12 protein-coding genes are annotated in these 12,249 nt (G+C 63.8%); 4 read left to right on the top strand and 8 right to left on the bottom strand.

Annotation, left to right across the window (positions count from 1 at the left end; genetic code table 11):
- Window positions 1–63: 63 nt before the first annotated feature.
- The 3 genes from ABEL04_RS09865 to ABEL04_RS09855 all read right to left on the bottom strand — a co-directional run bounded on the left by ABEL04_RS09865 (window position 64) and on the right by ABEL04_RS09855 (window position 2,297).
- Entirely contained in the window at window positions 64–519 is a 456-nt protein-coding gene (locus ABEL04_RS09865) for a hypothetical protein (RefSeq protein WP_375802223.1), read from the bottom strand.
- Window positions 520–701: 182 nt separating this feature from the next.
- On the bottom strand, window positions 702–1,721 hold the full coding sequence (locus ABEL04_RS09860) for a FecR family protein (RefSeq protein ID WP_375802222.1): 1,020 nt from the start codon (window positions 1,719–1,721) through the stop codon (window positions 702–704).
- Window positions 1,722–1,754: 33 nt separating this feature from the next.
- The gene (locus ABEL04_RS09855) at window positions 1,755–2,297 is read right to left on the bottom strand and encodes an RNA polymerase sigma-70 factor (RefSeq protein ID WP_375802221.1); all 543 of its coding nucleotides are present in this window, start codon (window positions 2,295–2,297) and stop codon (window positions 1,755–1,757) included.
- Window positions 2,298–2,517: 220 nt separating this feature from the next.
- Here ABEL04_RS09855 and ABEL04_RS09850 point away from each other — a divergent pair, with 220 nt between their 5' ends.
- Window positions 2,518–3,162: a DUF6992 family protein gene (locus tag ABEL04_RS09850; RefSeq protein ID WP_375802220.1), complete on the top strand. Its 645-nt coding sequence runs from the start codon at window positions 2,518–2,520 to the stop codon at window positions 3,160–3,162.
- Between the two features lie 111 nt (window positions 3,163–3,273).
- Here the strand turns inward: ABEL04_RS09850 and ABEL04_RS09845 are convergent, their stop codons facing one another.
- From ABEL04_RS09845 to ABEL04_RS09830, 4 genes are all read right to left on the bottom strand, one after another.
- Window positions 3,274–3,501, bottom strand: coding sequence for a DUF86 domain-containing protein (locus tag ABEL04_RS09845; protein WP_375802219.1), 228 nt, complete (start codon window positions 3,499–3,501; stop codon window positions 3,274–3,276).
- Between the two features lie 92 nt (window positions 3,502–3,593).
- Window positions 3,594–3,926 (bottom strand): nucleotidyltransferase family protein, encoded by a 333-nt coding sequence (locus ABEL04_RS09840; protein ID WP_375802218.1) that lies wholly within the window; start codon window positions 3,924–3,926, stop codon window positions 3,594–3,596.
- A 27-nt stretch (window positions 3,927–3,953) separates the two neighbouring features.
- Window positions 3,954–4,343, bottom strand: a complete 390-nt coding sequence (locus ABEL04_RS09835) for a VapC toxin family PIN domain ribonuclease (protein WP_375802217.1) — start codon at window positions 4,341–4,343, stop codon at window positions 3,954–3,956.
- Between the two features lie 321 nt (window positions 4,344–4,664).
- Window positions 4,665–7,082: a prolyl oligopeptidase family serine peptidase gene (locus tag ABEL04_RS09830; RefSeq protein WP_375802216.1), complete on the bottom strand. Its 2,418-nt coding sequence runs from the start codon at window positions 7,080–7,082 to the stop codon at window positions 4,665–4,667.
- Between the two features lie 51 nt (window positions 7,083–7,133).
- Here ABEL04_RS09830 and ABEL04_RS09825 point away from each other — a divergent pair, with 51 nt between their 5' ends.
- Together ABEL04_RS09825 and ABEL04_RS09820 are read left to right on the top strand one after the other, a co-directional pair.
- The gene (locus ABEL04_RS09825) at window positions 7,134–7,526 is read left to right on the top strand and encodes a DUF2752 domain-containing protein (RefSeq protein WP_375802215.1); all 393 of its coding nucleotides are present in this window, start codon (window positions 7,134–7,136) and stop codon (window positions 7,524–7,526) included.
- Window positions 7,527–7,547: 21 nt separating this feature from the next.
- The gene (locus ABEL04_RS09820) at window positions 7,548–7,892 is read left to right on the top strand and encodes a TM2 domain-containing protein (protein WP_375802214.1); all 345 of its coding nucleotides are present in this window, start codon (window positions 7,548–7,550) and stop codon (window positions 7,890–7,892) included.
- Between the two features lie 87 nt (window positions 7,893–7,979).
- Here ABEL04_RS09820 and ABEL04_RS09815 read toward each other — a convergent pair whose 3' ends face one another.
- Complete coding sequence (locus tag ABEL04_RS09815) at window positions 7,980–9,770, bottom strand: LysM peptidoglycan-binding domain-containing protein (protein ID WP_375802213.1); 1,791 nt, start codon at window positions 9,768–9,770, stop codon at window positions 7,980–7,982.
- Window positions 9,771–11,092: 1,322 nt separating this feature from the next.
- Here ABEL04_RS09815 and ABEL04_RS09810 point away from each other — a divergent pair.
- Window positions 11,093–11,518 (top strand): hypothetical protein, encoded by a 426-nt coding sequence (locus ABEL04_RS09810; RefSeq protein ID WP_375802212.1) that lies wholly within the window; start codon window positions 11,093–11,095, stop codon window positions 11,516–11,518.
- The last annotated feature ends 731 nt before the right edge of the window (window positions 11,519–12,249 follow it).

Here is a 12,249-nt window from a genome sequence, read left to right as displayed (position 1 = left end):
GCTAGCGACGAGGGCGCTCCACTCATCGATGCTGGAGGAAAATAGGACACGCTGGGCAGTTCCTTAGGAAGAGCCCTCCTCCTGGCGAACGAGCACCGCCGTTACTTCTCCGTTGTTTGCTCGCAGGGTATCGTTCTCAACGTCCCACTGCGTGTCGCGAATAAAGGTATCTGCGTCGTGCTCGAAGGTGATGGTGCTGTCCGATACCCGGGACCACGTGCCGGCAAACGTAACTCGGCGACTGCCCTGAACGTCGTCCTCCGTGAACTCGGAGGAAATGACCAGGACCCCGTCCTCCACTGTGTTGTCGGGCTTGATTCTCATCTTGATGGACGTCCCCCGGGCGAGTGCATCGACGGCGCCGGTGTCGGTCATCACGGTCAGGGTACTGGTGTCATAGAACCCGGCGACCGATGGGGGCTGACTGCCGTCATCCCCGTTGAACGCATCACAGGCGCCGAGAGCGAGGAGCAGGCCGGTTGCGAAAAGCACGAAGTAGAAACGAGAGAAGGGGGACATGCAGACGTGTGGAGTAATTCGAAGGTACACTCAGAAAAAGAGAGACTTAATGTTCGACTCAAAGAAAATAAAATCGGAGGAGATGTCTTCTGGTTTATTCCGCCGATCAGCGCGTCTCGGGAAGCCGTGCAAGGGAGTCTCCGGTCGTGACAGGAGGAGAACGATGCGGATTGCTGGCGATCTTATCTCCCGGCCCGAATCGTGAGTCCGTCCATCGTAGAATCAACCTGACAGCCTGCCACGCTGCACACGTCCCGGAGAAGCGGGGCTGGCCCGCGGGCCGTATCCACGTGAAGGGTGACGGCACGGTCTGCCACGCCGGGTCGTACGGTGATGGACACGTCGAACCGACGCGCAAGCTCGGTACTAATCGTCCGGATGGACGCGTCGGTGAACGAAAAGCCGCCCCGCCGCCACGCCAGCGCCCGGTCGAGAGAGACCGTCTCGCCGGGTGAAGGCGGGGCCGTTCCGCGCACCGTCGCCGTTTCAGCCGAATCGAGACGCGTTGTCTTCCCGGCCGCCGCGAGGGTTACGCACCCGTCTGCCACCACCACTCGAGTTTCGGGATGTCCGTCAACTCGGCGGGCACGGACGTTGAAGTGGGTGCCCTTCACCTGGACCTCAGCATTTTTCGTCTCGACCCGGAAGGGCGTGTCGGTCTCCGCCACGGCAAAGAATGCCTCCCCCTCCAGGTGAACCGAGCGCCCGAGCCACGACCGGAGCACGCCGACGCGCCACCACCGAGGGTACCGGAGCGTCGTGCCGCTGTTGAGTTCGACGCGCGACCCGTCGGCGAAGGCCACAGTCCGAGTCTGCCCGGGCGGGACCGTGACGTGTGCAGGGATGGCGAGGGAATACACGCTCACGGCCATCACCAGGACCAGGAGAGTTGCCCCGGTTGCCCAGGCGGTCCAGCGACGAGACGGGCTCGTAGCGGAACGGTCGTCGGCTCGCGATGCAGTCGCGTTGCGCTCCGGAGGGTCCTCCGGCTCGCTGCGTAGACGATCCGTTTCTGTGGCGTGCTGGAGGGCCTCGCGTATCGTCGAGACGCGCTTCGGGGCGGGCTCCATCACAGGAGGGACGGTGCCGCTCAGCCGCCACACCTCTTTGAGCGTCTCAGCGTCCGCCGCCGGGTGCTCGTCGAGCCACGACTGCACCTCAGGCGGCAGGTCCGGAATGTCGGAGGAATCGTCGGCGCTCATGGGACAGTTCGGACTGAGAGAGTTAAGGGGGCGTCAGTCCGCCCGTGACCGGTAGTCACCGAGGCGATCCCGCAGGGTCTGCAGGGCCTTCGTGACGTGATTGGTCACCGTTCGCGGAGCGATGTCCATCACATCGGCAATCTCCTTGTGGGTGAGGCCGTCAAACCGGCTGAGCCGAAAAGCCTCGCGCTGTTGCTCCGGAAGGTCGTCAATCCAGCGCCTGAGGCGGGTCTGGAGGGCATCGGTCTCCACCTGATCGGACGGCGAGGGCCTGCGATTCGGCGAGTACGCGGCGTGTCGATCCTGGCGGCGATCCATTGCGCGGCGCTGGTTGAGCGCTTCGTTGCGGACGAGCGTGTAGAGCAGCGATTTTAGGGAGCGGTCCGGATCGATCGAGGCCCGCATTTGCCACAGCGACACGAATGCGTTTTGCACTACGTCGTACGCCGCGTCCTCATCCGTCAGGCGGGTGGCGTAGCGGAGCAGGGGGGCATGCATCGCGTCGAACAGGTCGGTGTAGGCCTCTCGGTCGGAGGCCCGGAGCTTTCGGCTCCAGGTGTCGAACCGATCGTCCATAAAAACGGAAGCAACGTGACCGTCGGTCGACGCGAGCAACTCGTTAAAAATACACCGCCGACTAGGGGTGGGTACCAGTAAGGAGTGTGACTGTACTGTGAAGAAGCGGGAACAGATCGGCGCCGACCTGTCCCGCGACGATCTGTGTGGAGCGCTGTGCGTGCGACCACGAGGTACTCGAAGGCTCGACCCTCTCCTCCACTGAAATTGCGACGCTCCCATGTCCGCGCTCCTCCGGATGGGCCTGTTGCTCACCGTACTGACTGCGACGATCACAGTGGCCTGTGCCCCACCGCTGTACGCGCAGGCGGCCTCCCTGTCCGCCGATTCGCTCGTGCAGGCCCAGTCCGCGCAGCTTCAGGAAGCGAAGCGGGCCCACCTGTGGCGCGTGGCGGCGTGGGGTGGGGCGAATGCGCTGGGCGGGCTTGCGCTCGCCTGGGCGTCGTCTCGCTCCAGCACCTCGACCCGGTGGCACTTTGGGGCCATGTCGGCGGGGTGGGGCGTGGTGAACGTCGGCATCGCCGCGGGCGGACTCCTTGCGGCTGGGGCGCCCCCCACCGAACCCGATGGCCTGCTGGCGGCAGAGCGGCAGTTCCACGACATCCTGCTCCTCAACCTCGGCCTGAACGTGGGCTACTCCGCCGTCGGGACCACGATGCTCGGTGCCAGTTACTACGGCATCGACAATGTGGGCCGGTGGCGCGGCTTCGGCACCTCGCTCATCCTGCAGGGCGTGGGCCTCCTCGTCCTGGACGGCATCGCGTTTCTGGCGTCACGGGGCCGCCTCGCGTCGCTCCTCGACGCGGGCGTGGAGCTCTCCGTGCAGGCCGCCCCGACCGGCGCGGCGCTGACGCTTCAGTTTTGACGTGCTACGTCGAGGGCGCGGACGCTGCTGGCCAGTCCCCTCTTTCTGAATCGCCTCCAAAAGCGCTCGGACCTTTTCTTGCGTCCTCGGGAGGTCCTCTGTGACGACTCGTCACACGCGTGCGGGATCCACGCGATGGTATTCGTGAGCCACAATATTTCGCAGCCCACGCATCTCCCGCCAGGGGAGCGTTTCGTCCTGGGCTTTCACCTCCTCAGACACGTTTGAGGTGGCCTCTCCGATGATTTCGAGCGCCCGCTCGATGGAGTATCGAAGCTGGCGGTTCTCCTGAAACTCCTCCAAGGTATGCCCCTCCGCAAACCGCTGGGCATCCGCCATCGCCTCGTCAATATCGGCAAGATACTGTGTTTTGGCTGCGTGCCACAGCAGGAGCCCTGGAGCGATTGGTAAGAGTTCATTGGAGGCTAGGGTTAGACATACTCGGCCTCTCGTCGAATCTCCTCGGCCGCCGGTCCCTGAAGTGCGCTTGCTTCCCCGAGATCGACGGAGATTCCCAGGAGGTCCTCAAGTTCGTACTGGAGGGCGAGAAAATCGAAGAGGCTGATGGACCGGCCGGCCTCTGAGTTCTCGAAGTCTACCAGGATGTCTAGATCGCTGTCAGGATGCGCCTCGCCGCGCAGGCGAGAGCCGTGGAGGGCCAAGCGCTCGACGGCATACTTCTCACGGAGTCGGGGAAGTTCGGCACGAAGTCGCCGTTTGAGTGCATGGAGCTCAGTGGGAGATTCGGGGTCCCGTGACGACATGATTCTTGAGACAGTAAATCCGGAAACTTACGGCTCTCGTTCGTAGGGCTGGTTCACCTCAAGCTCGGGAATGGGGGCGTAGTGCTTCTCGTTGAAGGTCTGCAGGGTCTCGTCGAGGTCGACGGCAATCTGGCCGATGAGGGCCTCCAATAATCCCGTCCCGTGGCCGAGATGGACCTCGGCAAACACCGTAAGTGCCTGCTGACACGTCTCCGATGTAGGCCAGATCGTACGGTACTGATCGATTTCCCGAAGCAGAAGATCTTGTTCCTCCCGACTGTCGCAGCCCTGAACCAACTCCATCACGACGAAGCCTGGGAGGGCAACGGTGGCTTCGGAAACGGAGTCCAGCCACTGTAGAGCCGGACCGTATCCCCTCATGATGTCTACCATCACGTCCGTATCGAGAAGGAGCATGGTCACTCGTGTCGTTTTTGGGCCTGTTCCCGGAGAGAACGGGCGTACTGAGGGCTCTCGGGAAGGTCGGAACGGTCCTCCCAAAGACCCGCGAGTGGAGACGACCGGAGACGAGCGGCGGTCCCGGGATCCTCTGAGTCGGACGGAGACCGGCGTACAATGAACACTTCTACGGATTCGCCCTCGCGGAAGGGAAGATCTTCTACGGTAATCCTCCGCCCGGTGTCAACAGTGACATGCCTGTGCTCTGTGTTCATAGCAGTGGACAGGTTTTTGGGTATACACGAAGAAGAGGCTCCGTGAGATTCGAGCTGTCCCGCTTTAACGGTCCTCTGGCCCCACGCTCGTCCGAATGAGCTCCAAGATGCGGCGGTACTCGTCCGTCCAGCTCGACGGCTCTTCGAAGCCGTGGCCCTCCACGGGGTAAATCGCCAGCTCCCAGTCTGTCTTGCCGAGCTCGATGAGGCGCTGCGTGAGGCGGAAGATGTCCTGGGCGTGGACGTTCGTGTCCGCGAGGCCGTGGGGCATGAGGAGCGGGTCCTCCAGGCCCTCGGCGTGGTAGATGGGAGAGGAGCGGGCGTAGGCGATCGAGTCGGTCTGCGGATGGTTGAGGATGTTGGAGGTGTAGACCTCGTTGTAGTGGGCCCAGTCGGTCACCGAACGGAGGGCCGCCCCGCCGCCGAAGGCGTCGGGGGCCGTGAAGAGGCCCATGAGCGTCATGAAGCCGCCGTACGAGCCGCCGTAGATGAACTGCCGCTCCGGGCCGATCCCGTACTCGTCGGCGAGGTAGCCGGACACGTCGACGTAGTCCTGCAGGTCGCGCCCGCCCATGTGGCGGTAGATGGCCGTCCGCCAGTCGCGCCCGTAGCCCGCCGAGCCGCGGTAGTCGACGTTCACCACGGTATAGCCGAGGTCCGTCAGCATGTTGTGAAACATGTACTCCCGGAAGTAAGGGGTCCAGCCCTTCACGACGTTCTGGAGGTACCCGGCGCCGTGGACGAACAGCACCGCCGCGCCGTTCGGGGTGTCGGGACGGAAGATCTGCATCGGCACCGGCACGCCGTCGGACGCCTCGAAGCGGACGATTTTCGGATCCCGCCAGTCGTAGGACGCCCACTCCTCGGTCGTCGAGCGGGTGATCCGGGTCTTTGAGGCCTGTTGGGTGGCGTTCTGGAGGTACACCTCCGGCGGGGCATTTGTGAACTCGTACAGCAGGCCAAGCCGCTCGCCGTCAGGGCTCACTGTGGCGTTGTACATCCCTGCCTCGGCCGTCAGGCGTACGCGCTCGCCCCCGTCGGCGGGCATCCGGTAGACGTGCCGCTCGTGGGGCGAGTGCTCGGTGCTGGTGAACGTCCACGTGGCGCCGTCGCGGGAGAGGTGCGGGTCGGACACCTCGAACGTGCCGCTCGTGAGCTGCGTCGTCTCGCCCGTCTCCACGTTCACGGTATAGAGGTGGCTCCAGCCCGTCGCTTCGCTCTGGAAGTAAAAGCGGTTTCCATCGGGCATCCAGCCAACCGTGCCGGGCCCGCCGTAGGATCCGATGCCCGGCCCCCCGATCCAGGCGTCGTCGTGCTGGCGGTCGAGCACCGTGAGGTCGCCGGTCTCGGGGTCGAGGCGCACGATCCAGCGGTCTTTGTTGTCGTCGGCCCGCACCACGAGCACCGCGTGCTCCCCGTCCGGGCTCCAGTAGGGGCCGTAGCTGTAGAGGGCGCGCTTCGCCTCGCTGGAGTCCTGCTCCACGCCTTTCTCCTTCAGGTACTGGGGCACGTCATACGCCCCCGGCAACTGGTGCAGGTCAACCTCGTAGGTCGTGTCGCGCTTGAGATCCTGCACGTAGAGGGCAAATGTCTCCGGCGGAATGCCCACCTTCGGCCGCGCCTCCAGCGTCTTCGTGAAGCCGGAGAGCGTCACGTAGTCGGCAACGACCGTCTGCTCGGCCTCCGGCGGCTCCTTCTCTACGGAGAAGGTCGCGAACCGCTCCGAGGGACTGAGACGGAGTTGTTGGAGCTGCCCGTCCCCGTAGTGAAAGGTGGGCGGGGGATCGTCGGCCTGCCGGTCGCGCTTCGCGGCGGCCTCGGCCTTTTCCTGCTTCTCGCTCTGCTTCTTCAGCGTCTCAAAGAGCGCCGTCTGCTGCTCCTTCAGAAATTTCTCCTGGGCGGTCGGCTCTTCCTCCTGCGGTTCAGAGCCCGGACGGAGGTCCGTAAGCTGACGGACGAGCCCGGACGAGAGCGTGAGGGCGAACAGGTCGCCATTCCGCTGGAAAATGACGCGCTCGCCGTCCGGATCGAACCGGGGGCCGGACTCGCGGGCCCGAGTGTCCGTGAGGCGCGTTTGCGTCTCCGTGCGGCGGTTGTAGAGGTACAAGTCCCCGTCCGCGGCATAGACCTTGCGGCGATAGTTCTCGGTGTAGACGTGCTCGCCGTGGCGCCAGCCGCCGAACGTGGGCGGGTTGGACCGCCGCTCCTGGGGGGAGACTTTCTGCGGCTCACCCCCGTCCCGCGACACTTTGTAGAGCGAGTCGCTCGGAAATTTGCCCGTCGGATTCCAGTCGAAGTAAAGCGTCTCGCCGTTTTCGTGCCAGCGAACATTTTCGGGCCAGTCGCCCACCCAGGTCGCCGGATCCTGCATGATCTGCTTGACCGAGAGAGGCGAGGTCTGCTCGGCGGGCTGAGCTGTAACAATCGGGGCGCACCACACGAAGCACAAGAGCACGATCCCGATGCGGAACGCACGGAGCATAGGGAGGAAAGCGGGGGTTTTGATCGGAAAAACAGTGAAGCGGACGCCGATATGCGCGACGCGCTGCTCTCAATGTACGGGACGGAACCGGGAGATTCAGCCGGGACGCCCGCCGCTAGGCTTCGGCGGATTGCCAGGCGCGCGTACCGGTGGGCGATGGGACTCCCCTTCGAGGCGCTCTTTTGGACGGCCGGGCTCGTGGCAATGGCGGCGATGGACCCGCAGGGGGACCACCTGTTTAGCCTCTGCCCGCTCGACGCCGTCGGGGTCTCCATCTGTCCTGGCTGTGGGCTGGGCCACGCCGTCGCGTATCTCGCCCGGGGAGAACTCGTCGCGTCCGTGCAGGCGCATCCCCTGGGCGTGCCGGCCGTCCTCATTCTCGCTACCCACGTGCATCGCCTCGCCCGGCGCGCCGGCGGTCCCCTCCACGTTCACCGCTCCTGATTCAGCACACGCTCCAGACCCATGTCGAACGTTTTGCAGCACCTGCCCGAGATCAAAGGCGACGAGCAGCTCTACGTCGCGAAGCTCATCAACGATATGTCGGACGAGCAGGCCGATCGGTTTGCGAGGATCTACCGTGAGCGGCGCAAGGACCCGCAGACGATTCTGCTGCTGGCCCTCGTGGGGTTCGCCGGGGTGTCCGGCGTCCATCGCTTCGTCGTTGACGAGATCGGCATGGGACTGCTGTACCTGCTTACGGCAGGACTCTGTCTCATCGGGACCCTCGTGGACGTCATCAACTACAAGTCGATCGCCTTCCGGTACAACCGCCGTCAGGCCGACGAGGTGGCTGCCCTCGTCGGTTGAGCCGCGGATCGACTGCGCGCCGCGGCCACGGTTCGCTCATGCTCTGGTGGAAGGGACCGCCACGCGCCCGCACCGACGCCAAAACCGTCAGTCCACGATGCGGAGACGCTGGCCGGGGTGGATCCGGGTGCCGTTCAGGCCGTTCCAGGCCTGAAGCTCGCGGACCGTGACGTCGAACCGTTGAGCGATCTCGCCGAGCGTGTCGCCCCGAGTGACCCGGTAGGTCGTGGGGGAGGTGGAGGCGGACTCGGCCTCTTTTGCGGCCACAGTCGTGGTGCTGGTCGAGGACGTTGGTTTCTCTGGGGCAGTCGTGTCCGAGGGAGCGCGCGCCGTCTCGATCGGCTCGAGGGTGCGGACGGGAGCGGCCATCCCGTACTGCACCCGCATCGGCTCCCTCTCGTTCGACGAAAGGGAGAGGGCCCCCGAGTATTCCTGCGCGGGCACGACCAGCCGGTCCCCCGGCCGGATAAGCGAGCCCTGAAGGCCGTTCAGGCGCCGCAGCGCCTCGGTCGACGTGCCAAACTGAACGGCGATTTCGGAAAGTGTGTCGCCCCGGCGCACGGCGTAGGTTGTGGCCGGCTGTTTTTTCTCGTCGGGCAGCTGGGCGTAGTTCCACGCGAAGCGCGGGTAGCTCCCCAGCGGAATGCGCAGGTAGTACCGCTCCTTCGACGGCGGCACGCGGGACCGACGCAGTTCGGGATTGAGGGACTCGATGGTGCTGCGCGTGGTGTCGGCAAGCCGGGCCACCGTTCGGAGCGATAGCCGGCTCCCGTGAACGGGCACGTAGTCGTACGCGAGGGGAGAGGCGGACTCCTCGGGCGGCTCGATGCCGAAGGCCTCCGGGTTTTCCATGATGCGGGCCGCGGCGATAAACATGGGGACGTAGCCCTGGGTCTCGGAAGGCAGGTATTCGTGCACGTCCCAGTACGACGGGGTGCGGGTCTCGCTTCGCCGGAGGGCCTGGCGGACGCACGCCGTTCCGCAGTTGTACGCGGCCAGGGCGAGGTGCCAGTCGTCGAATGTGGCGTGCAGGTCCTTCAGGTGGCGGGCAGCCGCCCGCGTCGCCTTCTCTGGATCGCGCCGCTCGTCGACCCACGGGTTAACGGTTAGTCCGTATCGCCGCCCGGTGGAGGGCATGAACTGCCACATGCCCACGGCTCCCGCCCAGCTCCGAGCGTCGGGATTGAGCCCGCTCTCAATCATGGCCAGGTACTTGAGTTCCTGCGGGACCCCCTCCTCCGCCAGGATGTGCTCGATCATCGGGCCGTAGACCTGCACGCGCTCGAGCCACTGCTTGACGTGCTTGCTTGGGTCGTCCCGGAGGTAGGTCGTGCTCTTGTTCACCAGCCGATTCGACGTCATGGGGATCTCGGCGTTCTCGACCTTCGCCTCAGGGCGGGGCGGGCGCTCCTTGAGCAGCGGGTTCTCCACCTGCTCGAGCGACGCGAAGAGGCGAGCCCGCACGGAAAAGATCTGTCCCCGAGCCATGTGCATCGAGTCCGGATCGCTGGCGTACCCGTGGAAGCGGCGGTACTCTGTCGTCAGGTCGCCGTAGATGGTGCGGACGGCCTCTCGCTCGAGGGCGTTTGGCTGTGTGCGGAGCAGAATTGACAGCTCCGCCATGGCCTGATTGAGGAGCTGGGCCCGCCGGGTGCTGTCCTTAGAAGAGAGGAACTTTGACTCCAGGACGTAGAGCCGGGCCACTTTCGGAGGCAGAGCGACAGTGTCTTTCGAGGCCACCAGAATCGTATCTTTCGGCACCCGCTTCGGTTCGGGAGAACGCACAAGCGACGACAGGGCGCCGCATCCGGTGAGGAGCAGGAGGGCGAAGCCCGCACAAGCTCTGGTCGTGAGCGCGGGAGGAAGCGTAGGCCACATGAGGGAAAAGTATAGCGAGAAATCAGGTGCGAAGCGGCGGCTCAGAGAGCGCTGGTTGGACCCTCGAAGGTGATGAATATGGAATCTGTGGCACTTCTTCAATCGAGAGCCCGACACTGGCAGCGAGTCCCCCCGTCTCGTGGCTTGCGGGCAGTCTCCGGGAGGAAATTTCCTGTGGCGGACCCTCCTCCATTTAGTTGGCCTGTCCCCCGGACAAGGGGCTCAGCACGGCCCAGGGCCGAGATCGCCAGGGGGTGGTGGCGAGATCGCCTTCTTTGAGGGGGAGTGAGGAGTGGGCATGAAGTGTAAACTTAAATCATCCTACAAAGACTGCTCGACAATTCGAACCACCCAAGCGAAACAAACTTGTAGGGTCGAGGAGGGCCCTGTGCGACAGCGTGGCGCGGGGAGAACACCGGAGGGAAAGCGGACGCAGACGGCTCGCATCGCCGCGGTCGGATCAACGGCTCCTTCTCCTCGAGACGCCTGCCCTGCAGCAGAGATGGGGCGCCCCGCTCCGGGAATCGACCCACCGAGACCCAGCCTCGCGCACCAGCATCTCCGTCGACGAGCGGTGCGTTGACCCGTTGCTGCCTGCCCCCGAGCTATACTTGAACAGGCGGGCGCTCTCGGTCATCGTCTCCCAGATGCCATCGATCGCGTCCTCCACGTCGGGATGCCCAAAGGGCGTCTCGCCGTTTTCGAAGCGGGACGACGACTCGGGAGAATGATCAGACGCGTGGAAACAGAAATCGCGGCGCGATACAAGCAGGATGCAGAGCGGCACGGGTCCATTCTCCCCCGCCGATGTCGTCCCAGGTCGAACGGCGGGCAGAGGATTACACAGAACCTCGACGAAAACAGATGCCGGATGCGCAGCTGGTGCTGGGCACCACAACGGCAGGATGAGGGAGGCAACCCACACACCTTTTTATCCACATTCCACCCACAGGAGGCTGCGAACCGAAGAACCATAACAGAAATTGCCTTTGGTCAGCATCATGCCCGTAACTCCTCTTGTATAGCTGCCTGTGGCTCTGTTATTGTTTTCCTACCGAGAGCGGCGACATCCATCGGACCGAGTTTTCCACATCGACGTCCACAACCGCTGTGGAAGGGCTGCTGGGGACTTAAACAATAACAGAATCATCGTAGGCCAGTGCTCGGTCGCCGGGCCCCTGTGCGAATTCTACGCGAGGATGGAACGGAGAACTCGAGCGGGGGAGAATCTTCCCTCGCATTGAGTAGTTTGAACATCATCTTTTGCCGCTACGCCAGCGGCGCCGACGTGCACGTTCCGTTGACTCTAACGCTTCCGACCCATGGCCGAAGAAAGTAGTGCATATCCTGAGCCGAGCGATTTTGAAGTGATGCGGCCGTCCTACTACGAGAACGACGACGGCTTCATTACGGCCAAGATCACCATCTCGCCCTTCAGCGTGGAGGGGGAGAGTCAGACCAAGGCGGGGGCCCGCCGTGCGGCCCTCTACGAAGCGCGGAAGACCTACCACTCCTACCATCCGAGCTACGAGGTGGAGAATCCCTACCCCGATCACTTCGTCGACCGTCAGGGCACGGAATGGCACCGGGTTCCCCCCTTCGAGCGCTCGACCTACGGCGACTACAAGTTCGTCGACGACTATGGGGAGGAGGAGGAAGTCGAGGAGGATTACGTCGACATCGAGACGATGCTCCTGTGGGACGTGCGGCCGGACGAGGTGCTCGACGAGGAAGAGGTGGAGGCGTAGTGCCATTTGAGAGGTCCTTCCTGGACAGCTCAGGGAAAGGCTTGTCCACCGGAATCGTCCAGGCCCTGTGCGCGCGCCTCGTGTTTCCGCTCGGCAGAAATGCAGCGTGGAACCCTATCGGGGATGGTAGTGGTTCCTCCTCGGCAAGTTCAACTTGCCGCATCTCCCTCTGGAAAGCCCTTCGATCGGTGGCAAAATGTCCAACTTCCCCAACTGAAACGCTCCCGTCGAGTCCTTTGACGACGGGGGTCTTCAACGTCTCGCCTACCTCCTTGTCTAGGCTCTAGAGAGCCCTACGTCCGAAATGTCAGCGTAGGATTCCGGGAGGGCCTTCAGTTCAGTGGACTCTCCTTCTCCTCAGTTCAGGCACACAGGTTGGAGAAAGAGTTGCCTGCGCGCATCCTTTCCGGTTAGCCTCAGGTTCTGATCGGCTGTCGTCCCTTTCGTGGGTGCTTCTTCCCGTGCTCCGATCGGTGACGACGAAGTAGCGCTCGGAGTGGAGGCAGCACACGATTCCGAAGCGGGGAAAAAGTAGGTGGGCCGGGTGGGGGAAACGAAAGACATTCCTGCATTCTCCTCCGAGTTGGGGATAGAAGGGGGATTATTGTTGGTGGGGCCGCCGCCCCAGTCTGAGAGACGCACGCCGCCGCTGATCAAGACGAAAGCTCCAGACAGGTATAGGACTGCGGCGAGGCCAATCACCACGTATTGTGCGAGAACAAACATGGGAA

The organism is Salinibacter sp., from assembly GCF_042218895.1.
GTDB lineage: Bacteria > Bacteroidota > Rhodothermia > Rhodothermales > Salinibacteraceae > Salinibacter.
The sequence above is the reverse complement of the archived record's forward strand: the minus strand, read 5'-3'. Positions and strand labels throughout refer to the sequence as shown.

Coding starts and splice junctions, on each gene's coding strand:
- ABEL04_RS09865 (WP_375802223.1), bottom strand. CDS start 519: ATGTCCCCCTTCTCTCGTTTCTACTTCGTGCTTTTCGCAACCGGCCTG.
- ABEL04_RS09860 (WP_375802222.1), bottom strand. CDS start 1,721: ATGAGCGCCGACGATTCCTCCGACATTCCGGACCTGCCGCCTGAGGTG.
- ABEL04_RS09855 (WP_375802221.1), bottom strand. CDS start 2,297: ATGGACGATCGGTTCGACACCTGGAGCCGAAAGCTCCGGGCCTCCGAC.
- ABEL04_RS09850 (WP_375802220.1), top strand. CDS start 2,518: ATGTCCGCGCTCCTCCGGATGGGCCTGTTGCTCACCGTACTGACTGCG.
- ABEL04_RS09845 (WP_375802219.1), bottom strand. CDS start 3,501: ATGGCGGATGCCCAGCGGTTTGCGGAGGGGCATACCTTGGAGGAGTTT.
- ABEL04_RS09840 (WP_375802218.1), bottom strand. CDS start 3,926: ATGTCGTCACGGGACCCCGAATCTCCCACTGAGCTCCATGCACTCAAA.
- ABEL04_RS09835 (WP_375802217.1), bottom strand. CDS start 4,343: ATGCTCCTTCTCGATACGGACGTGATGGTAGACATCATGAGGGGATAC.
- ABEL04_RS09830 (WP_375802216.1), bottom strand. CDS start 7,082: ATGCTCCGTGCGTTCCGCATCGGGATCGTGCTCTTGTGCTTCGTGTGG.
- ABEL04_RS09825 (WP_375802215.1), top strand. CDS start 7,134: ATGCGCGACGCGCTGCTCTCAATGTACGGGACGGAACCGGGAGATTCA.
- ABEL04_RS09820 (WP_375802214.1), top strand. CDS start 7,548: ATGTCGAACGTTTTGCAGCACCTGCCCGAGATCAAAGGCGACGAGCAG.
- ABEL04_RS09815 (WP_375802213.1), bottom strand. CDS start 9,770: ATGTGGCCTACGCTTCCTCCCGCGCTCACGACCAGAGCTTGTGCGGGC.
- ABEL04_RS09810 (WP_375802212.1), top strand. CDS start 11,093: ATGGCCGAAGAAAGTAGTGCATATCCTGAGCCGAGCGATTTTGAAGTG.